Origin of the sequence: Chryseobacterium sp. JV274 (assembly GCF_903969135.1) — a bacterium.
Lineage (GTDB): Bacteria > Bacteroidota > Bacteroidia > Flavobacteriales > Weeksellaceae > Chryseobacterium.
Window position 1 is genome coordinate 3,143,096 of record NZ_LR824569.1, and the last position, 23,937, is coordinate 3,167,032.

A 23,937-nucleotide genomic window follows, 5' to 3' on the forward strand; every position below is an offset into this window, starting at 1 on the left:
AAAATAAATCAAATAAGATTATTTTTTATTGATTTTCTTAGGCGTTGTTGTAGTACCTGAGTTTTTAGTTTTTGTATCAGCTGGAGTGTTTTCTCCTCTTACAAGCTTCAATTCGTCAACTAATCTTCTTGCACCAGCAAACTTATCGATTGTCCAAAGAACGAAACGAACGTCTACGTTGATTGTTTTCTGCCATTCCTGCTCGAATACGATATCACCGCTTAATGCTTCACTGTTACCGTCGAAAGCAATACCGATAAGGTTTCCGTCTCCATCAATTACCGGAGAACCAGAGTTACCTCCTGTAATATCATTGTTAGAAAGGAAGTTTACAGGCATATAACCTGCTGCATCTGCATACTGTCCGAAATCTTTAAGGTTGTAAAGGTCAATCAGTCTTTGAGGAAGATCAAACTCTTCATCCCCTTTCTTGTATTTTCCAACAAGACCAGTCATATCAGTATAATAGTTATCAGTAATACCGAAATAGTTTCTGTCATTTCTGATAGGTAATTTATCTACAGTACCGTAAGTTAATCTCATGGTAGAGTTAGCATCCGGGTAGAATTTTTTCTCAGGCATAGCCTTCATTAATCCAGCTAAGAACAGACGGTTGTTTTTCGCAAAATTATCATCTATTTTAACAAATCTTTCTGTGCTTATCTTTTGATCTGCAATAATTCCGTTAGCTGCTTTCCAAAGTGGATCAGCATCAAGTTTCAATGCATCTGGATTCAATAAGAAGTTCGTTGCAGAAGTCTTATTAGCGAAGATTGAAGAGTAAGCTAGATTAGAAACATTCTTAGAGTCCAACCCTAAAATAGTAGCAGAAGCAACCTCAGGATTTTTAACTCTTGCTTGGTAAAGACTTGTCATAGCTGCAAGCATTTCTCCTTCCAAAGATGGATTAAAGTTTTCATAAGCCGCTTTGATAGCTGTTTCAGTTTTAGCTTTCATTGCCAGTCTTCCCTGCATATCCTGAGCTGCATAAGCTTTAAGAGCAGATCCTACCTGTAATGCAAGGGTAATATATTTTGCGTTTCTTGAAAACTGTGAAGCATAGTTTCTTTCAACATTTCTTTCAGAAACTTGCTTGTAATACATTCCAATATCTTCCAAAACACCATTGTACTGATCGTTTCCTGGCATTGCAGCCCATTTGTTGTAAGTTTCTTCGATCTTTTGTTTGTCAGAAATAGTTCCGTTTTTCTCTACAGCATCAATAGTTCCCTGTCTGTTTTTCCAGTAGTTTGCTACTGAAGCATATTGAGAAGCATAGTTAAGCTGAGTTGCTTTATCCTTATCCATGTACTTTTTCATTACATCCATGGCAAGTTTAGAAGCTTCAACCCAAGCCGGATAATCTTTAGTTACCATTTGCTGAATTCCATAAGAAGTCAGATAACGGTTTGTTCTTCCAGGGTAACCTAAGATCATTGAGAAATCACCAGGTTTAATTCCCTTAAGAGAAACCGGAAGGAAATGTTTAGGCTTTAAAGGAGTATTGCTTGGAGAATATTCAGCAGGATTTCCTGCAGCATCAGCATATACTCTGAAAACAGTGAAGTCTGCTGTATGTCTTGGCCATTCCCAGTTATCTGTATCTCCCCCGAATTTTCCTAATGAGGAAGGTGGAGCACCTACTAATCTGATGTCTTTATAATCCTGATATACGAAATAGTAGAATTCATTTCCGTTGAAGAAATCTCTTACCACTACAGTATATTTTCCGTTCTCAGAGTTTTCTGTTTGAATTGCTTTTGTTTCAGCATCAATAACAGCTTTTCTCTCTGCTCCGGTCATATTGTTGTTTAGTTTAGAAGTGATTCTCTGCGTAGCATCATCCATTCTCACTAAAAATCTTACATAAAGATCCTTTGCATTGAATTCGTCTTTCTGTTTCATAGCCCAGAAACCGTTCTTCAAATAATCTTTTTCTGGCGTAGAAGCCGCAGCAACAGCACCGTAACCACAGTGGTGGTTTGTAAATATAAGTCCTTTATCCGAAACAATCTCACCTGTACAGAAACCACCGAAACTTACGATAGCATCTTTTAAACTTGAATTGTTTACAGAATAAATTTCTTCAGGCGTAAGGTGTAGACCCTCTTTTTGCATATCAACACCGTTAAGTCTTTTGATGAGCATTAGCAGCCACATCCCCTCATCCGCCCTCATCTGAGCAAAGCCCAGTAAGAAAGTGAATAGTAGAAATAGTCTTTTCATTTTATAAAATAATTTTTGTGTCGCTAATTTACTAATTTTTACGAGATTCTGTCCCGGATTGGTATGAAAATGGGATGATAATCCGCATGAAAAAGATACTCTCATCAATTTTTGCAGTTTTATTTTTAGGACTTGTTTTAAATTGTTCCTCAGTGCCGGATAAAAATCTTTCCCTTCAAAGGCAGTGGATGTTGATTTCTTTTGATGTTTTTTCAAAAGAACAGTTGATTGCTAATAAAGCTGAAATGAATCTGACAGCCAGTATGGTTGACAATAAAATTCAAGGGAATGCCTATATGGGATGTAACCAGATGTCTTTTGTTTCTGAATTTAAAAAAGGAGGAAAAGTAAAGATTTCAAGCGGAATAAGTACCATGAAAGCCTGTCAGGATATGAATCTTGAAGCCTCTTTTCAGAAAAAAATTGAAACGATGACTAAGTATTCTATTGAAGGACATTTTCTTACCTTGTCCGATGATCAAGGAAATACAATGAAATTTGTAGCTGCTGATTGGGATTAATAATACCCATATCATAATATAAAAGTCCGCCTTGCAGCGGACTTCTTTGTTTGAAAAATCTAGTTTGGTTATCAGCTTTTTGCGGTTATTAGCTTTTGATGGTCATTAGTTTTTGGGAATTGTTTTTTTTATGTCTTCCAGGGTTGCTGTGTTAGGTAGCCCGGTAACTGTCATTTTTGTGTTCCTAGAATTTATAGTATTGTTAGATGCCTGTCTGTTTGGGATTGTTTTTTTTAGGTCTTCAAGACTTGCTGTATTAGGAAGAAGTTTTCCTGAATTATCTGCAGCTGCTTTGGGCTTGGAATCCTGTTTTTTTACTTCAAGTCCATGATCAGTAACAAGACCTGAGTTTACAGTTTTCTTTTCATTGTTTTCCTTGGCTTCCTGCATTAGTTTTGCCTGTTGTTCCTGTGCCTGTTTTACAACCAGTGTTTGATCTTCCTCTATCGGAGCCGCTTTTTTATTTTCCTGAGCATAGATAATACTGCTTAAAAATAATAACGGGATAATATATGCTATTTTCATGACGGTTTATTTTATGTTGACTAATACTTGAATTTTTCCAATCTCTTTTTGGTCATAATCCTGAAGTGCTTTTCCGATTACCTGTCCTATTTTCACCTTTTTGATATCTGCTTTCATTGCAACACCTGTTTTAGATGAAGTTACCAAAAGGTCTCCTCTTTTTATTTTCCCATTCTCAAGACATACTTTGGTAGGAATTACCCCAATGACGCCCATGGGGGCTTTATTGGAAATATCAGTGTCAATATGTTCCTCCGTAAGAAGTACACCGGGTTTGGTAGCATATACTCCTGCCACAAGGCTAGAATAAGGTGTTGAAGATTTTTCAACGGTTCTGTCTGCACTGGTTGAGATGACTAGAATATCACCGGGTTCGTACTGAGAAATGTTTCCATTGACATCAAAGACCTCTGCAACGTCAGCACCGCTGCTTTGAGTTCCTCCATTAAAGAATCCACGTCCGGTATTGTCAATACGAGCCACATTTACAGCACTGGGATTGCCGGATCTGAATACAGCAATAGAACCGGCACTTCGGGTTTCTGCTGTAAGAGGAGGATTGGTATTGGAGGTGTTATAATTAACGAACCTTGCGGCGCGGCCTGTTCCAAAATTAGGAATCCATGCATAAATAGCACTTCCTGTGCCGTCTGCTGTGGTTTCTACACCATCCCCTGTGTTGGATGCATTAGCTGTTATACCGTTACCATTACCATCTGCAATGGCAATTAAAGCGGGTCCGTTTCCTGCAGGATTGGAAGCATGGAATAATCCGCCGAAACCTCCGGTTCCTGAAGATATCCCATAGATACCCGCTGTTCCGAAATTGGCAAATTGAGAGTTAACTTCTCCTCTCACTGCCGCTGAAGTTCCTGTGGTTCGGTCTACTTTAAAATTTCCTGCAATACCGTTTCCTACAGTGGTTACGGTTATAACATCGCTGGTATTATTCTCATTGAAGATGTTAAACCTTCCGGCTCTTCCGGTAGCAAATGTAGGAACCCATGCATAGAGAGCATTTCCAGCGCCATCAATGTTGGTTTCAATTCCGTTTCCGTCTTTGCCTGCATTGGCGGTGATCGCATTTCCGTTCCCGTCGGTAAGGGCAATTAATGAAGCTCCGTTTCCTGCAGGGTTTGATGCATAAAATAAGCCGGCACGTCCTCCCGTACCGGAAGAAATTCCAAAAATAGCGGCGGCACCAAAGTTTCCGAAAATCGTGTTTACTTCCCCTCTTACTGCAGCACCAACACTATTGGTGTTGTCAACCAGAAAAGAGGCTGCATTTCCCTGGGTGTTGTCCGGAATGTTTCCATTTCCATTGGTTTCTACCTCGAAAGTATTTCCTGTAGTATTCGTTTGGTTAAAATTTTCAAATCTTCCGGCACGGCCAGTACTGTTATTTAAACCTACCTGCCCATAAACACCTATTCCGGTTCCGGATGTATTGGTAGCCACAAATCCTCTTACTCCATATCCTCCTCCGTCATTACGTCCTACTACAGCTCCGGCAATATCACTGGTAGTTCTGCCCACTACTGCTTCACCAGCTGCGGTGTTGTCACCAACAATACCTGCAGAAGATTGGGATGAGGTGGAACCGTGTACCCCAAATCCTGCTCCGGTAGAACTTCTTACTCCGGCTCCATTTCCTGAGGTCGTAACATTTACAACTGTACCATTCCCTACGCTGGATGCATTAAGAGCAACATTATTATTCGCATTATTGAAGATTGAAACACTTGCAGGGATTCCGTTATTACTGGTAGCAGTAAGACCGGTTCCTGTATTGCTGTTGGCATAAACCCCGGTTCCGGCAGCACTGGCATTGCCATATACGCCTAGTCCATTTGGGGTTACGCCATATACTCCCCATCCGCTTCCGGCCTGGCTTCCATATACACCCACGCCTAATCCTCCGGTTCCGTTATTGATACCACGAACTGCTGAAGAAAATCCTCCCGGAGCTGTATTGGTAACAACTCCTCTTACTGCTGCAATATTTGACGTAGTTGTATTGTTGTTACCCTCTAAAGATGTTCCATCACCATCATTAGTTAATGAAAATAAGGTTGAGGCATTATTGACTGTATTAGTATAGGGAATTGCGAAGCTTCCGCCTCCGCCACCTGCAGATTTGGCATACATAGCATAAGGAACACTTAGCAGCTGGCTCGTTCCTACTATCGTGTAGCTGGTTCCTCCGGCAGGGTCAGTTTCTGTTTTTAAATAATAGCTTCCTGCGGGCCAGTCGATAGTGGCAAATGTTCCTGTAAGCACAGTTCCTGTTCCTATTTCAAGGCTGATAAGCCCATTGGCATTGGTATTTCCGGTGAGCCTTTCTGAATAGACTGCGGCGCCGGCAGGAGATCCCTGCAATATACTTGCTTTCACGGCTATACCTTGATTGACTAAGAGTTGTCCGGAACCGTTTCTCATGACAGCTTGGTAGCTCATTTTTTCCGGAGCCTGAGAAAGTCCCATAAAGAAACCAGTCAGGATCCAGAACAGTAATAATATTTTTTTCATGGCATTTTATTTTTTGATGATTTTAAATGTTTTAATATTTTCTCCGTTTTGAGTGATCCTGATGATATACATCGCAGAAGGAAGTGAGGAGAAATTAAGCTCAGATTTTGATTGTGAGATCTTATCTTTTTTTACCAGCTTACCTTGGGCATCAAATAACTGATACTCTGATCCTTTAAAATTATTTGAGGTAAAATCCAAATACAAATAATCTCTGAAAGGATTGGGGTAGAGCAAAATGCCTGTGAGTTCAGAAGAAGTTTCAAGGGAAGTAAGAGTGATAATTTCGTAAGGCTGTTGTACGCCTTCGAGAACCTGTCCTGTTCCTTTTTCGAGGTAGGTCATCTGGCCTACACTGTAAGAAACAAAACCATTAGCTGCTGAAGCATCCAGTCCGGTTGCCAAAACTGCAGATTGTGCGTGCAGTATGGAGATGGAAAAGACAGACAGAATAATACAATAAATAGATATTCTTTCCATGGATAACAGTTTTGGTGATTAATAGATGTGTTTTTTCTGGGGGAATTTGGGAAGACTAAATTACCACCGATCTTAATCAAATGACAGGAAAATAGACCAACGACAGAAATAATCGACCAATGGCGTTTTGTTAATTATGATGGAATGTTTGTTGGGCTTTTTTTAAGGATGAAAAAAAGAAAGATTATCCTTATAAGTTCTGCCGATAGGAAGTTTGATATGATGGGCAAGTTCTATCTCATGACAGCTTTTTCCACGGATAAGGTGACGTGGTACCGCGTAGCTTCTGTGAATTCTGACAAAAGAATCAAAAAAGTTTTTTTGCAGGAGGTTTCCCAGAGAATTTAAAATACAGTGATTTTTTTCAAGAGTGATAATTCTGGTGTAATCTTTCAGAGCTTCCAGATACAGAATGTCTTTCATTTTAATCTGAAAAATATGTCCTCCTTCTTTTATTTTGATGCAGTTTTCTCCTACCATAGCATCATAGCATTCACATTTTTCTTTCACTTCAAAAAAATCAAAAAGCTTCTCCATAGAATAATGAAAGCGTTCTGCGGTAAGGGGTTTGGTGATAAAATCTAAAGTACTGATCTCAAAAGCTCCGGCAGCCAGCTCAGGATGGGAACTTACAAAAATACAGGCAGGGATCTTATGGGCCAGCCTCCGGAATTCAAGTCCGTTCATACCCCGCAAATTAGTCTCGATAATCAGAAGATCAGCAGGAATGTCAAGATAGGGAATTGCCTTTTCTGCAGAATCAAAAGAGGCGACAATTTCAATGTTTTGATATTGTCTGATATAATGCTGAAGAACCAGTCTGTCCAGTTCATCATCATCAATAATCATACATCTAATATGGGTAATCATGATATTCCGGAGATTAGTTTTTGATTTAAATATTTAAAAATCAGAAAATTATTACATAAAGTTATTGATTTTTTATAAAACTTTTACTGGCAAACTTAAATTTATATTAAAATATGTTATTAAATAAAAATTGATTTTGTTTTTTTTCTGAAAAATATTAACTTGTAAAAATCATAAACATAGATAGAACTTAATGTTAGAAAAGAAAGAACATAACTATGAGAAAGCGGTCTTAGTGGGTGTTATTACTCAAAATCAAGACGAAGAAAAACTGACAGAGTATTTAGATGAACTTGAGTTTTTAGCTTTCACAGCCGGAGCAACCGTACAAAAGCGTTTTACCCAAAAACTGACTCAGCCGGATTCCAAAACCTTTATCGGAAGTGGAAAAGCAATTGAGATAAAAGAATATGTAAAAGAAAACGAGATAGGAACTGTAATTTTCGATGACGAACTTTCTCCTTCACAGCTTAAAAATCTGGAAAGAGACATGGAGGTTAAGATTTTGGACCGTACCAATCTTATTCTTGATATTTTTGCCCAGAGAGCTCAGACTTCTTATGCGAGAACTCAGGTGGAACTAGCACAATATCAATATCTTTTGCCACGATTGACGAGAATGTGGACTCACCTTGAGCGTCAAAAAGGAGGAATTGGAATGAGAGGTCCCGGAGAAACGGAAATTGAGACTGACCGTCGTATTATCCGTGACAGGATAACCTTACTGAAGGAGAAGCTGAAGACAATCGACAAGCAGATGGCGACTCAGCGTAATAACCGTGGGAAAGTAGTTCGCGCAGCTTTGGTAGGATATACCAACGTTGGAAAATCTACTTTGATGAATTCTATTTCAAAATCTGAGGTTTTTGCAGAAAATAAACTATTTGCCACGCTGGATACCACAGTAAGAAAAGTGGTGATCGGAAACTTACCATTCCTGCTTACGGATACGGTAGGATTTATCAGAAAATTACCTACTCAGCTGGTAGAATCATTCAAGTCTACTCTGGATGAGGTTCGTGAAGCTGATCTTTTGATTCATGTAGTGGATATTTCGCACGAGAGTTTTGAGGATCATATAGAATCTGTAAATCATATTCTGATGGAAATCAATGCTCATCAGAAACCAATGATTATGATTTTCAATAAGATTGACGATTTCAGCTATGAGAAAAAGGATGAAGACGATCTTACCCCTTCAACCCGTAAAAATATTTCGCTGGAAGAGTGGAAGAAAACATGGATGGGGAAATCAAAATATCCAACGGTATTCATTTCTGCTTTAACGAAGGAAAACTTTCCGGAAATGAAGAAAATGATTTACGATGAGGTGATGAAAATCCATATTTCCAGATTTCCTTACAACGATTTCCTTTTCGAATATTTCGATAACGACGAGGAAGAAGAAAGCAACAATTAATGAAATATCACTTTTTCCTTTTATTCATCATGTTTTCGGTTTTTGGTTTCAGCCAGAAATCAAAACTTGATTTAAAAGCTGTTGAGAAAAGTCTTAAAAATTCTGATTCTCCTTACAATTATGAGAAGCTTATTTTTAAATATAAAGGATATCCAAAATCTTTGGATAGCATAGAGTCACAATATCTTTACTATGGAAGAAATTTCAGAAAAGATAAAGTAAGTACGTCAGACGATAGCTTTAAAAATCTTGCTGAAGCCTTTAAGCAGAACAATTTTGCAGACTGTATCAAGCAGGGAAAGGCCTTGTATGATAAAGATCCTACGAACCTGGATGTTTTGCTGATCCTTCTCAGAGCATATGATTCTGTGAAGGATGGCAGCAATTTTATGCATCATCTGAATCAGTTTCGTTCGCTTACGGAAGGAATAAAAGTTTCAGGAGACGGAAAATCGGAAAAAACAGCCTATATCGTCAATTCTGTAGGAGATGAATATATTCTGCTGAATATTCTGAATATAGGAAAGGATTATACAAGAAGCTCAAAACCTGCTAAGGATGGCATGTTTGATGTTTGGGAAAAAGAAGGGCAGCAGCTCTATATAAAAATACTCTATTTGGAACTCACCAATTAATCATAAAATAAAAAACACTTAGTGGAATTATATTATTCATTTTCAGCATTAATCGTATTAGCATCAATATTTGCATATCTCAATTACAGGTTTTTAAAACTTCCAAGTACCATCGGAATTATGGTGATCGCCATTGTGGTGTCTATTTTTTTGGTAATGTTTGGAGAAACAGTACTTCCGAGAACTTTCGGACATCTTCACAACCTTATGAACGGTATCGACTTTACAGAGGTGTTGATGGGAGCAATGCTTAATTTCCTACTCTTTGCAGGAGGAATTCATATTAATATTAATGATCTGAAAGAACAGTTCAGACCTGTAGTGATATTTTCCACAGTGGGAGTTGTGATTTCTACCTTTGTGGTAGGATTTGGAATGTTTTATCTGCTTCCTTATGTAGGTGTTAAGCTTCCTTTTATCTACTGTCTTGTTTTTGGTGCTCTGATTTCACCTACCGATCCGGTAGCGGTTCTGAGTGTACTGAAACAGGCGAATGTCTCAAAATCACTGGAAACAAAAGTAGCCGGAGAGTCTCTCTTCAATGACGGTATGGCGGTTGTGGTCTTTACAGTGATTTTACAGCTGGCAGTCGGGAAAGAAGTGGATCTGAGTGTTGAAACTATCGGATTGCTTTTGCTTAAAGAAGCCGGAGGAGGGCTTTTACTTGGGGTTCTGTTAGGATGGGTTACTTCAAGATTGATGCGTGAAGTGGATGATTATATTATTTCTGTATTAGTAACGCTTTCTATAGTGATGGGAGGTTATCTTATTGCTAGACAAATGCATATCTCAGGGCCGCTGACTATGGTGGCAGCTGGATTGTTTATGGGGAACTTCAACAGAAGTTTTAAAATGAAATCGGTTACTCAGGATTATCTGATCAAATTCTGGGAACTGATTGATGAAATTCTGAATGCCGTATTATTCCTGTTCATCGGATTTGAACTCTTGATGATAAAAGATCTGAAGCATTTTATGATTCCTGGATTCCTGGCAATTATCGTAGTGCTGCTTGCAAGATTTATTTCTATCTGGGGGCCTACGAAGTTTACCTCTTTAAGAAGAAGTTTCAGCCCGCAGACCGTAAAAGTTCTGGTTTGGGGAGGAATCAGGGGTGGAGTTTCCATTGCGTTGGCAATGTCTATTCCTAAAAGTGAATACAGTGAGATTATTTTAAGTATTACGTACTGTGTAGTAGTCTTCTCGATCATCGTTCAGGGGCTTACCATTGCCAAGGTAGCCAACCCCAATAAGATTGCAAAAGAAGAGGAAGAGCAGGAGAATATTGCCTTAGAAGAAAAAGCTTAAAAACGCTTATACTATGAGCATTGTTAAAGAAATACAGGAAGCACTGGCTGTTCTATCCATTCCTGAAAAAGCAGAATTCTTTCCAAAGTTTTTCAAAACCGGAAAAGGAGAATACGGTGAAGGCGATTTATTTCTGGGCGTAAAAGTTCCGGATCAGCGTTCTGTTGCCAAAGAATATTATCCGAAAATAAATTTGGAAGAACTCAGTATATTAATTTCTTCCAAATACCATGAACATAGGCTGACAGCGCTTTTTATGCTGATTTCAAAGTTTGAAAAAACAAAAGATAAAGCTGTGAAAGAAGAAGTGGTTGCGTTTTATCTTAATCATCTTTCTCATGTCAACAATTGGGATCTGGTAGATTCAAGCTGTTATAAGATTTTGGGCAGATATGCTTTTGAAAATCAGAAAGAAAGCCTTCTTAGGGAACTTTCTGAATCTGAAGAAATGTGGCGCAAAAGAGTGGCTGTTGTCGGGACGATGCATTATATAAAAAAAGGATCATTTGATCTTACTAAGGAGTTCGTAACCAGAAACCTGAAGCATCCTCACGATCTGATGCATAAAGCAAACGGATGGCTGTTACGCGAAATGGGAAATAAGAATGAAGGAGAATTGATCAGCTATCTGAATTTGTATTACAGAGAAATGCCGAGAACCTGTCTTCGGTATGCTATTGAAAAGCTGGATGAAGATCTTCGCCAGGATTATCTGAAAGGGCGTATTTAAAAAAGAATAAAATCAATAGTAGTGTAGTTTCCTGTCCTGAAAAAGTACCGGAAAACAGCTATTTATGCTCAAAAAATTAAAGATTGTAAGGATTTAAGGTCAGAATTGAGTAATTTTGTGCCTTTAAACCCAATCATGAAAAATTTTCTCAGATTATTTCTTCTATATATTCCTTTGTTACTCTTGACAAGCTGTTTCGATATTCTTGATAAAGTAAATGTCAAGGCTGATGGAACGGGAGAGTATACAATTATTTTGAATGCCAGCAAAAGCAAGACAAGACTGGCATCCATCTCAAAAATGGAAACCATTAACGGGAAAAAGGTTCCTAAAAAGACTGACATTGAAAATAAAATCAATGAAGCAGCAAAAATTTTTAAAGGAACTCCCGGAATCAGCAACGTGAAAACATCCATGGATTTTGATAATTATATTGTCAAACTGAGCTGTAATTTCAAAAAGATTGAAAACATTAATACCGGTCTGGAAAAACTTAAAGCTCAGAATATATTGGGTAAAATGGTTCCAACACAAGTGTACAGTCAAAATCTTGAGAAAAAGACATTCGCAAGAAATAAGGTCAATACCTTCAAAGAAGATTACAACAAAATGAGCAAGGCGGATAAGGAAGTTTTTAACAATGCCAGATATACTTCCATTATGCAGTTCGAAAGTACAGTGAAATCACAAACGAATAATACGTATGTGCTTTCTCCCAATAAAAAAGCACTCAAACTGGAAGCTGATATTCTGGATCTGATTCTTCAGAAAAAACAAATACAAAACACAATTCTTTTTCAATAAATTTCTAAACTATAGTCATGAAATCTATCTTATTAAAAACACAAAAAATTATTTTTGTACTCTTTGGTTTTACACTGGTTTTTGCCCAAAATAGTATGAAAATCCCTACTGATGCTGTATTTTATATGGAAGTCAACGGGAAAGAGCTTAACAACAAAATCAACTGGAATAAACTGAATCCTTTGCTGCACGAATTGAGCAAAAAGAACAAAGAAAACCTTTCGTGGACAGATTATTCCAAGACCGGGATCAAATATGATGCTGTTCAATACCATTATGCAAGCTTTAATGATTCTATTAGGGCATACAATACTCATTTTATTATTGATAATAAGGAGAAATTTCAGGAATTTATTAATTCTGTCAAGAAAAAAGGACAGGAGGTTTCTAATAAAAAGAACTATTCTTACGTAGACATCAATGATGATGTTTTTGTTGCCTGGAACGGAAACCGTGCAGTTCTTAGGATGATAAGCTATACCAAACCTTATAAAGATCTTTGGTCAGAAGAAGCTGTTACAGACAGCACTGCTGTTGCCGTTGACAGCGTTTACGCAGAAACGGGAGATACTGCTTATACTGATGAGCCGGAAAAACCTTTTGATTATAAAGAAGAAATTAAAACCCTTAAAGACGATATTAAGTATCTGAAGGAAAGTATTAAAGATAACAACAACGAGATCGCAAGAATTCAGAAAGATATCAAATACCTGCAGAAACACCATAAATATCCTGAAGAGAAGGAGAGTACTGAAAATGAAGGGGAAGTGCCTGCTGATGCCTATGCTTACGATGAAGAAGAGGATATTGCTTACAAAAAAGAACAGGATTCTATCCGCAGAGAAAACTTTAAGGTCATTAAAAAGAATGCTGAAGATCATTTTGACCAATACTTCAGCTCAAATCTGGAAATTGAAGTTCCTAAAGAAATGCTGGCATTCAGAGATGCCAATTCTGATGTTTTTGTTTATACAGACTATGGAAGAATCGTGAATGAAGGAATTTATGGCAAGATGACGAAGTTCTACAGCTATGGGCAGTTCTTTAAAAATATGTATAACTCCAACTATTCTTACAATCTGTATTTTGATAAAGATAAGGTAAGACTCGTTAATAATTATCAGCACAAAAATGCTGACATTCAAAAGAATATTTCTGCTATTTATAAAGGAAAGAAAAATAAAAAACTACTGGAATTGATCAATGAAAAAAGTGTTGGTTACTATGCTATGAACGTGAATGGAGCCAAATGTTTTGATATGATGTACAGCCTGCTTCAGGATTCCGGAGAAAACGAGTACAAAAAGGAAATGGAGCTGATTATGGAAACGATGAAAATTGTTCTGGATGAAGAGGCCATTACCAAAATAGCACCAGGAAACGGAATCTTTGTTTTGAATGAACTGAAATCTAAAAAAGTAGAGTACACCGATTATGAATATGATGCTGATTTCAACGAAAAAGAAGTAAAGAAGACTAAAGATATCGCTGTTCCTAACTTTACTTTTGCTTTTGCAACGGAGAATGAAGGCTATTGGAACCGTATTTTTGATGTAATGACTACCAATAAAAAATTGGCTAAGAGATTCTCAAAAAAAGGAAATCTTTACACCTTTAAAGAAGAAAAGAACGGAGGATATATAGATCAGTTGTTCTTCACGGTAAAAGATGGTGTTGTTTATCTAATGAGCTCGGCGGACAATATTTTACCCGTAAATCAGTCTGATATTTCCAGAAAATGGGCGAAAGATTCGGCTAAATATCCATTATCAGGAAGATTGGATATCCAAAAACTTTTGACAGGTTTAGACAAAGAGTTCAAAAGTCCTAAAGAGAGAAAAGCGCTGGACGCGATCAGAAAAAATGTAGGTGAAATGTATTATAAGACAGAAGTGAAAGGAGAAAGTATCCAGACAGAAATGAATTATAATATTAAAGATTCTTCAGAAAACAGCTTGATGTATTTCTTTGATGTATTCGATCAGGTTTTTAAAACAAAAGAAACAGAAGAGAAACCACAAATTTTATAGATGAATAAAAAGAAGATTATTGTCCCGTTAGTTTTATTGCTGGCTATTGCAGTATATTTTGTGGTTTTTTATAAAAATAAGAACCTCAGATATATTCCTGAAAATGCAGATGCCGTAGTTTTAATTGATATAAAGAAAGTAACGGGACAATACCTCTTCAGCCTGGCAACGCATCCTTCCCATTGGTCCGGAAGCAAAGCCAAGGGCAAGAGTTCAGGTTCTTTGAAAGACTCAGGAATCAGAATTCCGGATTTTCTACAGATCTTCCATCTTAAAGACACAAAGTTCTCAGAATGGTACAGTATTTTAGAACTGAAAGATTCTCAAAAATTCATCACCTTTTTAAAGAAACAAAACTTTGTAGATAAAGGGAATAATCGTTTTCAGAAGGATCAGCTATTTATTATGATCAATGGAGACCATTGTGTTGCAGGGACTTCGGATCTGGCTTTTGAAAAGATTCAGAAAAATATTCTTAAGACTTCTTCAAATCCTGTTTTGGATGCAGATCAGTTTATCCATAATACGGCCGGGAGCATTTCTTTCATCTCAGGAAAGAAAATTCAAAACTTTTCTATTGAATTGCATGATAATGAAATTGAAATAAAAAACAATTCAAATCCTGAAATTCTTAACGCTGTCGCCTCCAAACTTCAGAACGGGAATCACTTTCTGGAGTTAGAATTAGACAAAGTAAACATCAGAAATTTTAGCCGTTTCTTCAATAAAAGTATCGCTGATTCCTCACGGGCTATTTACTTTAAAGCAATAGCGGATCTTGAACAGGTCAATGATACAATTATCAGCTATGAGTATGATGACAATTTCAATGAAGTTGAAAAAAAGACCTTTCAAAAAATTACCCAACCGAATTATACGCTTGATATTAAAAGTGATGATCCCCAAAAAACATGGAAGTATTTCAAATCTAAAAAGTGGGTCAACAGTGAAAATCAATTTACCGCAATTCCTTTCCAACCCAATAAAATCAGTCAAAATAATGATGATGTTGTCATAAAATCAAGCCGAAAACCAATAACATTATCACCACGTTTACAAGAAAATTATATTTTCATCAGAAACAATGCTTTATTGTATTCTTCTTTGAAAACGCTTGGTAATACTGAAAAAAGAATCATTTCAGATATAGATTATGTGTTGTATGGGAATAGGTCAAAGGATTATTGGGTGAAAATAAAAGCAAAAAACGGAGAATTACCCTTAATTTTACGGTGGTAAGCATAAAACCGAATAAAATTATCTATTAATGGCTCCATCAGATATCGCATTACTTAAAACCTTTACTCATTATTTTTTGCATCTTGTTTTTCCGATCTTTATTGCTTTGATTTTTTATCGTAAAAACTGGAAAAAGGCTTATTTTATTCTCTTGGCTACCATGCTGGTAGATTTGGACCATCTTTTTGCCAATCCGATTTTTGATCCATCGCGGGAAAGTATAGGTTTTCACTTCTTACATTCATATTATGCCATTGCGGTGTATTTTTTGCTGCTGTTTTTTAAAGGAAATATCAGAATTATAGGAATTGGGCTGTTGTTTCATATGTTCACAGATTATCAGGACTTTAACTTCTGGCCTTATTAAAATATTATTAATATTTTCTTTTGATATTGAAAATTTCATAGATTTTTTGTATTTTGTAGTCACTTATGAAACCTAAAGAATTCTTACATTATACCTATATTTTTCCTCTCCTTGCGGTAGGGTACTACTTTTTCGGACTGATGGGATCGGGTGTTCTTTATGATATTCTTGCGGGTGTTTTACTGATCGGAAGTGTATTGTCAGCAGTACACCATGCTGAAGTAGTAGCTCATAAAGTAGGGGAGCCTTTCGGAACCATTATTCTGGCTCTTTGTATCACCATTATTGAAGTCGCGCTTATCATCTCGCTGATGGTGGCCGGCGGAGATCAGGCGATCACGCTGGCCAGAGATACGGTTTTTGCCGCTGTAATGCTTATTCTTAACGGAATTCTGGGAATATGTATTCTTGTAGGCGGCGTTAAATATCATGAGCAGTTCTTTGCAAGAACCTCAGCAACTACCTATCTGGTAAGTATTGTTTCAATCCTGGTACTTACCCTTGTCCTTCCCAATTTTACTTCAAGTGTCAACGGACCTTTCTATAACGAAGCACAGCTTATTTTTATATCTATTGCATGTCTTGTCATCTACGGAGTGTTCCTGATGGTGCAGACTGTGCGCCACAGAAGCTATTTCATTGTTCCTGATGAGCATCCGGAAGAACATTATATTCCGTCACTGACAAAAACGCTTATCAGTTTTGGTTTTTTGGTGGTTTGCCTTGTTATTGTAGTACTCATGGCAAAAGGATTATCTGATACAATAGAAGGGATGGTACAAAGTCTTGGAGCACCAAAATCCCTTGTTGGAGTCATTATTGCAGCCGTTGTACTTCTTCCTGAAGGAGTTGCCGCAATTAGAGCAGCAAGAGCCAATCAAATACAATCCAGCTTGAATCTTGCGCTGGGTTCTGCATTGGCAAGTATCGGCCTGACTATTCCTGCTGTTTCTGCAGTATGTATCATGTATGATATTCCACTGGTATTAGGTTTAGACAAAAAGGATATTATCCTGCTTTCTTTATCCGTATTTATCGTAATGCTTTCATTAAGCCGTGGAAAAACAAATGTTCTGTACGGAACTGTTCTACTGGTGAATCTCGCAGCCTATATCTTTACAGTAATTGTTCCTTAAAAAAGCAAATTTATTATTTGAAATAAATCTTGGGTTTCGTGCTTCATATCACGCTTTCCGATCCCCTGTACCACATTATAGCCTTCTCGCCAGCTCCATTTTAAAAGCCATGAGTTTGGCTATGTTTTCGGATTTGTAGATTGCCATATCTGCGTTTTCTCCAACAAAATTTTCTTCAATAGTCGTACGCCAAAGCAAAAGCCATCTGTCAAAATGCTTCTGCTCCATTGCCTGTATTTCATTGATAGGGAAATGTACACCCATTGGATTTCCTTTATACGTCATTTGTCCAAAAAGGATAGACTCCCAAAAAGAATACATCTTGGGAAGATGTTTGTCCCAATCTACTTTAGCGATATCATTAAAGAAAAAGCTTATGGTTTCATCTTTAACGACTTTGCTGTAAAATTTATTGACTAGGTCTTCAATATCTTCTCGTGATTCAAGCTTTTTCATAGCCCAAAGTTAGTGTAAATCATATAAAAAATTACAGCCTCTAAATTGATAAATTTCATATAAACAGCATTTTAGAGTAAAATACAGGATAATCAGATGGGAAATTGGGAAAAATTAAAATTTGATTAATTCGCAAAAAAACAGATTAAAAGAGCTTGTTTTTTGTAAATTTAAGTATTAAATGCTAAAAAAATTATTAAAATGATTAAAAAAATCAATTCTTTTTGGTTTCTCTTATTGATGCTTTCGGTGTCATGTTCAAGAGATGAAGTGAATACTATTAATGATGATTCAGAAAAGGTGAATTCTGCTGATGTAAAGAAAGTACAGTTGACAGAGGCTGAGATGCTGCAGAAAGGCTGGAAAATTGTAGATGAGTTTAAATTGTCAGATAATAACAGTCTGAGTGTAAACAGTCCGGCTAATGAAGAGCGTGAAATCCCTTTCAAGCCTAACCATTTGAAAGATATGGGATATGATATCGGTTTTTCCGGAGAAAGAACAAGGTTGAAAAATGTTTTTGCTTACGCTGGCCAGATCCCGGATGGAATTATCTTTAATCCTGATCTTTCTGTAGATGGAGATACCCGGAATACAGCTCCTAATCCTAATGTTTCCATTGTTTTAGGAACTCCTGAGGTAACGATAAAAACCGACGGAATAGATTTGCCGGATAATGCTTATACTACGGAAGCTATTAATAATGGAGATCGTGAAAGCGAAATTACGGTATCCTATTCTTACAAAAAGGGATATTCTACCTCCTGGAAACGTACTGTTTCAGGATCATTTGAAGTAGCTGCATCTGTATCTGTTGATATTCCGTTGGTTGCAAAAGCTTCAGCAAGCACTAAAGTTGTTGTAGGAGGAGATACAACGGAAGGCACAGAAAATTCTGAAGAAATTACAGAAACCAGTACTTACAAGGCTATTGTCCCGGCACACTCTAAAAAGACCATTTCTATCCTCACGAAGCTAAAAGGATCTTCTGTAGAATACTTTGTTCCCATGAAATTGAATGGAAGATTGCAGGCTAACTTTCCTTCTCCAGTCAATGGCCATTATTATTGGGCTTTTCCTATTGAAAACTTCCCTAATTTTCTTTCTAATATACATGGAGAGTCAGGGACTGTGAAATCGGTCAGCAATGTAAGCGTTACGGTCCTGGAATCACCTGCACAAACTATATAAAGCCACTTTGATCAATATAATATAAACAGCAGAAATTCAAAGCTTTCTGCTGTTTTTGTGTGTGTTATTTTGAATACAAACATCATAAAAGCCTGTGGAAAAATAATCTGTTATCTGAATGATGAATGTTAAAGAAATGATGACTAAAAAACATAACTTTGCTTTTTTAAATATTATAAAAACAAAAGGGAAGAGCTGATCATCAACCGGCTTATTTGCAGAGAGAAATCATTATATAACACAATCAAAATGATTAAAAAATGACAGGAGGATTCAGAAAAAAGATCCGTCAGAAAAATGCGGAGAACAGTGGTTTTGGAACCAATGCATCCGGAAGATTTATCAATAAAGACGGCCTCCCGAATGTTCAGAGAAGAGGCGTGAATGTCTTCAACAGGCTAAGCTGGTATCATACCATGCTGAATCTTTCATCATTCCGCTTTATTTCCTATTTGGTTATTGCTTATATTCTTATCAATCTTCTTTTTGCAATGATCTATTACCTGATTGGTGTGGAACATCTTACAGGAATTGATAAAAGTGATCCGCTGAATGAATTTATCGACGTTTTTTTCTTCAGTTCCCAGACCTTCACAACAGTTGGATATGGAAGAATTGCTCCGGTGGGATTTTTGGCCAGCCTTGTGGCTACTTTTGAGGCTTTTTTGGGATTGCTTACCTTTGCTATTGCAACAGGGCTTTTTTACGGAAGATTTTCAAGACCAAGAGCATATCTCAGGTTTTCTGATATAGCTGTGATTGCTCCTTTTCAGGAATCTTCGGCACTGATGTTCAGGCTGGCTCCTTATAAAAACAATGCGCTGACAGATGCAGATGTGATTCTTTCTGCAGCTATTGAAGTCATAGAAAATGGAGTTGCTAAAAGTAATTTTTACAGACTTGATACACAGTTAAATAAGATTAATACTTTAGCTCTCAACTGGACTGTGGTACATAAAATTGATGAAAACTCTCCGTTTTACGGCTTTTCTGAAGATGATTTTAAAAATACGGATATTGAACTTATTGTACAGGTACGTGCATTTGATGAAGTGTTTTCAAACACCGTAGTGCAGAGATCTTCATATACTACCGGGGAAATTGTTTACGGGGCTAAATTTGTTCCGATGTATTATCCAAGCAAAGAAAGCCTTACGACGGTTCTTGATCTTGATAAAATAAATGAGTATAAGAAAGAGGATCTTCCGGATTTTGTAAGAAATAATGAATAAATGAATTTAGATTTTTATAAAAAACAAGCGATACAAAAGCAGAAAGAACACAAGAAATTTCTGGACGGATTAAAGAAGAAACCGCCCAAAAATCTCGATTATATTGTACAGGAGACCCATGATGAAGTTTTTGATGAAATAGATTGTTTAGAATGTGCCAATTGCTGCAAAACAACCGGCCCTTTGTACACGGAAAAGGATATAGAGCGTATTTCCAAACATCTTCGTATGAAGTCTGCTGATTTTGAATCTAAGTTCTTAAGAGTGGATGAAGATAATGATAAGGTATTGCAGAATCTTCCCTGCCATTTCCTGAACAATGATAATACCTGTTCTATTTACGAAGTAAGACCTAAAGCATGCCGCGAATATCCGCATACAGACCGTAAGAAGATCTACCAGATTAATAATCTGATGCTGAAAAATACGGTTATCTGCCCGGCCGCGTTTGAATTTGTAGAAAAAATGATGAAGAATATAACGAAGTAGATTTCAAGGATGGAAGCAGGATGATGGGAGAGGGAAGCTGTTACACCAAAGAATTGATGTTTCAACTGCGATAAACTTCAAGCTTCAAGCTTCGATCCTCCAGCCAAATTATTATAATTATTTTTGCAAATTCCTCTTAAATAATTATAAAGTACGTTAAATAAGCTTATTACATATAATTTTATAAATGATGCTTCGTTTAAGTTAAACAATCATTTAAATATTACATTATGAAAAAGTTATTTTTAACGGCAGCGTTTACATTAGTCGGAGTAATCGCAGTATCAGCACAATCAACACCACAAAAGCCGGCGGATACTTCTACTAATAATCCAACGACAACTCAAACCCAACAACCGAATACACAGACTACAAGTCCTTCGGATCCAAAGACTCAACAGGAAAAGACACCTGCAACTACAATGGAAACTGCTCCTGCAACTGACCCAACTGTAAGTACAACACCTACAGATGCAACGAAACCTGCAGATGCACCTAAGGAAGAAAAGAAAGACAAAAAGAAGAAAAAGTAAAAGTACTTTAGCAAACACTAGTCGGAATCCTGAAATCTTGTATTTCAGGATTTTTTTTGATCAATTTCCTCTACCCTGAATAGAAGAATCTTAGTAATCAGATCCAGCGGAAGATCTTCATGAATTGGAAACTGCACAGCTCCTTTAGAGAATTTATATTTTCTCTCTTTAAAATCTGTCTCAAAATTATGGATACCTTCAGCGCCTGGATAGAATCCGATATGCTTTTTATATCCCGCAAAATAAATCAAAGGTTTTCCTTTGTACCTGAAAGCAGGCATCTGATATCCAATATACTCTTCCAGACCAGGAACCAGTGAATGGATGGCTTGTTGTAGTTCAAGCAGTTTTTCCTGTACTTCTATGGGGAACAGAAGAATGTATTCATCAATATTTTTAAAAGCGTTTTTCATGATATAAAAATAAAAAAAAGCACTGCATATAGCAGCGCTTTCTCCTTTCACTTTTTACTTTTTTCCCATTATCCCGGGAACAGGCTATATCAAAAAAGGTCGGGAATTTTTCCCAACCTTTGTTTTTCTGTTACACAACTCCTTGAGCCAACATTGCTTCTGCTACCTTTACGAAGCCGGCAATATTTGCACCTTTCACGTAGTTTACATAACCGTCTTCATCTTTTCCGTAGTCTCTACAAGCTTTATGGATACCAATCATAATTTCCTTTAATCTTGCATCAACTTCTTCAGAAGTCCAGTTAAGACGGATAGAGTTCTGAGTCATTTCTAATCCTGATGTAGCAACACCTCCAGCATTGGAAGCTTTACCAGGAGAGAATAATACTTTATTATCTAAGAAATAGTTGATGGCGTCTAGTGTAGAAGGCATGTTAGCTGCTTCAGTTACACAAACACATCCGTTTTCAACTAATTTTCTTGCATCATCTAAATCTAATTCGTTTTGAGTTGCAGAAGGGAAAGCAACATCACACTTCACATCCCAAGGACGTTTTCCAGCATGGAATTCAGCAGAAGGATATTTTTTAGCATAATCTTCAGCTCTGTTGTTCCCTGAAGATCTAAGCTCTAATAAATAATCAATCTTTTCTCCACTGATACCGTCTTTATCATAGATGTACCCATCTGGTCCAGAGATTGTTACTACTTTAGCGCCTAGTTCAGTTGCTTTTTTGATCACTCCCCAAGCTACGTTTCCGAAACCTGATACTGTTACTGTTTTACCCTGGAAATCCTGTCCGATAGTCTTAAGCATCTGCTCAGCGAAGTATACTACACCGTATCCTGTAGCTTCAGGACGAATCAATGAACCTCCGTAAGCAAGACCTTTTCCTGTAAGAACTCCTGTAAACTCGTTTCTGATTTTCTTGTACTGTCCGAATAAATATCCGATTTCTCTTGCTCCAACACCGATATCTCCTGCAGGTACGTCTGTTTCAGGACCGATGTGTTTGCACAATTCTGTCATGAAAGCCTGGCAGAAACGCATTACTTCCATATCAGATTTTCCTTGTGGATCGAAATCTGAACCTCCTTTACCACCTCCCATTGGAAGAGTTGTTAAAGAGTTTTTGAATACTTGTTCGAAAGCTAAGAACTTAAGAACTGATAAGTTTACAGTAGGGTGGAAACGAATTCCTCCTTTGTATGGTCCAATAGCAGAGTTCATTTGAATTCTGAAACCTCTGTTAACCTGAATTTCTCCTTTGTCATCAACCCATGGAACTCTGAAAATAATAATTCTTTCAGCTTCAGCCATTCTTTCAAGCAGCTTCATTCCGGTATATTCTTTTTTAGTAGCAATGAATGGAATTACAGTTACGGCAACTTCTTTTACAGCTTGTAAGAATTCCGGTTCGTTAGGATTTTTTGCTTCAATTTTTGCAATAAACTCTTGGATTTTCTGGTCAATATTATATTGTTCCATATATTAAGGTTGAATATTATTGTCAACAAATTTAATTTTTTTTTCAAGATTCACAACACTGTATTTCAACATTGTTAAAAATTAAATAATAATGTTTCGTAATATTATTAAATTGATAATTTATGTTCAAATTTTATTAAAAATGAAATGTTATGTGTGAAATAATGCAATATTAAGAAATCATTAAATCTTAAATTGCGATGAATTGCCTCCCGGAAAATGATTTTACTTTCCCTAAAAGTTCCAATTCCAAAATTATTGGTAAAATTTTGTAGGGAGGAATATTAATTTTCTGTGACAGATCATCCAGAGAAATCTGTGGTTGGTCTTTAATAGATTGATATATTAAATATTGATTGTCAGACAATTGTATTGTGGTCTCACTATAAGGAAATAACTCTTCGATTTTTTCTTTGGGACCATTAAACCCAAGCATGCTTATAAGATCTTTTATAGTAGAAATGGCTGTTGCTTTATTATGGAAAATCAGCTGATTACATCCCTGGCTGCAGAGGTCTGTAATTTTTCCGGGAAGGGCAAAGACATCACGGTTATAATCATTGGCAAAAGCAGCAGTGCTTACAGATCCTCCTCCAAAACCAGTTTCCACCACAATGGTTGCGGGAGACATTCCTGCTACAATTCTATTCCTCTGGATGAAGTTTTCACGGTCTGGTTTTTGGGAAGAGCTGAACTCTGTGATTAATGTACCTCCTTCCTCCAAAATTTTCTCTGAAAGTTTTCTGTTTTTTGATGGATATAAATATTGGAAACCATGTGCAAGAACTGCTACAGTGGGTTTTCGATGAAGAATAGACTGTTCATGAACCTCTTTGTCAACTCCAAGAGCGAGACCGCTTACTGATGTATATCTTGAAGATTGGGTTGCTTCAAAAAAATCTTCAATAAATTTTTGACCATAGCCAGTCATATTCCGGGTTCCTACAATACTTACTTTTGACAGTGTATCATCAATCTTTCCTTTCTGATAAAGAATAGCCGGTGCATCATTACATTCATTAAGCAGTAAAGGAGTTTCACGAAGATGCTTCAGCCTGATCTGAATATTATTCTTTTCGCAAAAATTTATTTCTTCTTCTGCGAATTCCAAATGGTTGTTATTCCCAATATCTGAAACTGTTTTTTGTCCTATGCCTTCCAGTTTTTTATATTCTTTCTTTGCTCTTTTCCATGCTTCCTGAGCACTTCCAAAAGTATGGACAAGTTTATGAAAATGAATATCACCTATCTGGCTGCATTCGCGAAGGGCGATTGCATAAAAGTATTCTTCGGAAATCATGTGTGTTTTTTTCA

At 36.9% G+C, this 23,937-nt stretch carries 23 protein-coding genes; 14 read left to right on the top strand and 9 right to left on the bottom strand.

All coding sequences use genetic code 11. From position 1 onward, the window contains the following. Positions 1 to 18: 18 nt before the first annotated feature. Positions 19 to 2,226 (bottom strand): S46 family peptidase, encoded by a 2,208-nt coding sequence (locus CHRYMOREF3P_RS14560; protein WP_077413668.1) that lies wholly within the window; start codon positions 2,224 to 2,226, stop codon positions 19 to 21. Positions 2,227 to 2,312: 86 nt separating this feature from the next. On the opposite strand from CHRYMOREF3P_RS14560, the gene CHRYMOREF3P_RS14565 reads away from it, so the two are divergent. Further along, positions 2,313 to 2,747, top strand: coding sequence for an META domain-containing protein (locus CHRYMOREF3P_RS14565; RefSeq protein WP_232539033.1), 435 nt, complete (start codon positions 2,313 to 2,315; stop codon positions 2,745 to 2,747). A gap of 105 nt (positions 2,748 to 2,852) precedes the next feature. On the opposite strand, the gene CHRYMOREF3P_RS14570 is transcribed toward CHRYMOREF3P_RS14565, so the two are convergent. From CHRYMOREF3P_RS14570 to CHRYMOREF3P_RS14585, 4 genes are all read right to left on the bottom strand, one after another. Further along, complete coding sequence (locus tag CHRYMOREF3P_RS14570; RefSeq protein ID WP_180564920.1) at positions 2,853 to 3,272, bottom strand: hypothetical protein; 420 nt, start codon at positions 3,270 to 3,272, stop codon at positions 2,853 to 2,855. 6 nt (positions 3,273 to 3,278) lie between these two features. Beyond that, the gene (locus CHRYMOREF3P_RS14575) at positions 3,279 to 5,801 is read right to left on the bottom strand and encodes a beta strand repeat-containing protein (RefSeq protein ID WP_077413336.1); all 2,523 of its coding nucleotides are present in this window, start codon (positions 5,799 to 5,801) and stop codon (positions 3,279 to 3,281) included. A 6-nt stretch (positions 5,802 to 5,807) separates the two neighbouring features. Continuing rightward, positions 5,808 to 6,281, bottom strand: coding sequence for a T9SS type A sorting domain-containing protein (locus CHRYMOREF3P_RS14580; RefSeq protein WP_077413337.1), 474 nt, complete (start codon positions 6,279 to 6,281; stop codon positions 5,808 to 5,810). Between the two features lie 162 nt (positions 6,282 to 6,443). After that, the gene (locus CHRYMOREF3P_RS14585) at positions 6,444 to 7,151 is read right to left on the bottom strand and encodes a LytR/AlgR family response regulator transcription factor (protein WP_228408587.1); all 708 of its coding nucleotides are present in this window, start codon (positions 7,149 to 7,151) and stop codon (positions 6,444 to 6,446) included. 193 nt (positions 7,152 to 7,344) lie between these two features. Between CHRYMOREF3P_RS14585 and hflX the strand changes: the two genes are divergently transcribed. From hflX to CHRYMOREF3P_RS14630, 9 genes are all read left to right on the top strand, one after another. Next, positions 7,345 to 8,571: a GTPase HflX gene (gene hflX, locus CHRYMOREF3P_RS14590; RefSeq protein ID WP_077413338.1), complete on the top strand. Its 1,227-nt coding sequence runs from the start codon at positions 7,345 to 7,347 to the stop codon at positions 8,569 to 8,571. Beyond that, complete coding sequence (locus tag CHRYMOREF3P_RS14595) at positions 8,571 to 9,206, top strand: DUF4919 domain-containing protein (RefSeq protein ID WP_077413339.1); 636 nt, start codon at positions 8,571 to 8,573, stop codon at positions 9,204 to 9,206. Before hflX ends, CHRYMOREF3P_RS14595 begins: the two co-directional genes overlap by 1 nt. A 21-nt stretch (positions 9,207 to 9,227) precedes the next feature. Further along, positions 9,228 to 10,514, top strand: coding sequence for a cation:proton antiporter (locus CHRYMOREF3P_RS14600; RefSeq protein WP_180564921.1), 1,287 nt, complete (start codon positions 9,228 to 9,230; stop codon positions 10,512 to 10,514). A 13-nt stretch (positions 10,515 to 10,527) separates the two neighbouring features. Next, on the top strand, positions 10,528 to 11,244 hold the full coding sequence (locus tag CHRYMOREF3P_RS14605) for a DNA alkylation repair protein (RefSeq protein WP_180564922.1): 717 nt from the start codon (positions 10,528 to 10,530) through the stop codon (positions 11,242 to 11,244). A 135-nt stretch (positions 11,245 to 11,379) separates the two neighbouring features. Further along, positions 11,380 to 12,048: a hypothetical protein gene (locus CHRYMOREF3P_RS14610; RefSeq protein WP_077413342.1), complete on the top strand. Its 669-nt coding sequence runs from the start codon at positions 11,380 to 11,382 to the stop codon at positions 12,046 to 12,048. Between the two features lie 17 nt (positions 12,049 to 12,065). Beyond that, positions 12,066 to 14,078, top strand: a complete 2,013-nt coding sequence (locus tag CHRYMOREF3P_RS14615; RefSeq protein ID WP_077413343.1) for a hypothetical protein — start codon at positions 12,066 to 12,068, stop codon at positions 14,076 to 14,078. After that, positions 14,079 to 15,317, top strand: coding sequence for a hypothetical protein (locus tag CHRYMOREF3P_RS14620; RefSeq protein WP_180564923.1), 1,239 nt, complete (start codon positions 14,079 to 14,081; stop codon positions 15,315 to 15,317). Between the two features lie 28 nt (positions 15,318 to 15,345). Next, positions 15,346 to 15,684, top strand: a complete 339-nt coding sequence (locus CHRYMOREF3P_RS14625) for a DUF6122 family protein (protein ID WP_180564924.1) — start codon at positions 15,346 to 15,348, stop codon at positions 15,682 to 15,684. Positions 15,685 to 15,749: 65 nt separating this feature from the next. After that, positions 15,750 to 16,820, top strand: coding sequence for a calcium:proton antiporter (locus CHRYMOREF3P_RS14630; protein ID WP_077413346.1), 1,071 nt, complete (start codon positions 15,750 to 15,752; stop codon positions 16,818 to 16,820). Positions 16,821 to 16,895: 75 nt separating this feature from the next. On the opposite strand, the gene CHRYMOREF3P_RS14635 is transcribed toward CHRYMOREF3P_RS14630, so the two are convergent. Then, the gene (locus tag CHRYMOREF3P_RS14635; RefSeq protein WP_180564925.1) at positions 16,896 to 17,276 is read right to left on the bottom strand and encodes a group III truncated hemoglobin; all 381 of its coding nucleotides are present in this window, start codon (positions 17,274 to 17,276) and stop codon (positions 16,896 to 16,898) included. A gap of 201 nt (positions 17,277 to 17,477) precedes the next feature. Here CHRYMOREF3P_RS14635 and CHRYMOREF3P_RS14640 point away from each other — a divergent pair, with 201 nt between their 5' ends. The 4 genes from CHRYMOREF3P_RS14640 (at position 17,478) to CHRYMOREF3P_RS14655 (ending at position 20,721) form a co-directional block, all read left to right on the top strand. Beyond that, a complete protein-coding gene (locus tag CHRYMOREF3P_RS14640; protein WP_077413348.1) occupies positions 17,478 to 18,467 on the top strand; it encodes a hypothetical protein in 990 nt (329 codons plus the stop codon). A 260-nt stretch (positions 18,468 to 18,727) separates the two neighbouring features. Continuing rightward, a complete protein-coding gene (locus tag CHRYMOREF3P_RS14645) occupies positions 18,728 to 19,699 on the top strand; it encodes an ion channel (RefSeq protein ID WP_180564926.1) in 972 nt (323 codons plus the stop codon). Beyond that, a complete protein-coding gene (locus tag CHRYMOREF3P_RS14650; RefSeq protein ID WP_180564927.1) occupies positions 19,700 to 20,188 on the top strand; it encodes a YkgJ family cysteine cluster protein in 489 nt (162 codons plus the stop codon). A gap of 230 nt (positions 20,189 to 20,418) precedes the next feature. Beyond that, positions 20,419 to 20,721, top strand: a complete 303-nt coding sequence (locus CHRYMOREF3P_RS14655; RefSeq protein WP_077413351.1) for a hypothetical protein — start codon at positions 20,419 to 20,421, stop codon at positions 20,719 to 20,721. Positions 20,722 to 20,765: 44 nt separating this feature from the next. Here the strand turns inward: CHRYMOREF3P_RS14655 and CHRYMOREF3P_RS14660 are convergent, their stop codons facing one another. The 3 genes from CHRYMOREF3P_RS14660 to dprA form a co-directional block, all read right to left on the bottom strand. After that, complete coding sequence (locus CHRYMOREF3P_RS14660) at positions 20,766 to 21,134, bottom strand: iron chaperone (protein WP_180564928.1); 369 nt, start codon at positions 21,132 to 21,134, stop codon at positions 20,766 to 20,768. Positions 21,135 to 21,264: 130 nt separating this feature from the next. After that, a complete protein-coding gene (gdhA, locus tag CHRYMOREF3P_RS14665; RefSeq protein WP_047376148.1) occupies positions 21,265 to 22,623 on the bottom strand; it encodes an NADP-specific glutamate dehydrogenase in 1,359 nt (452 codons plus the stop codon). Between the two features lie 190 nt (positions 22,624 to 22,813). Beyond that, on the bottom strand, positions 22,814 to 23,923 hold the full coding sequence (gene dprA / locus CHRYMOREF3P_RS14670) for a DNA-processing protein DprA (protein ID WP_077413353.1): 1,110 nt from the start codon (positions 23,921 to 23,923) through the stop codon (positions 22,814 to 22,816). Positions 23,924 to 23,937: the final 14 nt, after the last annotated feature.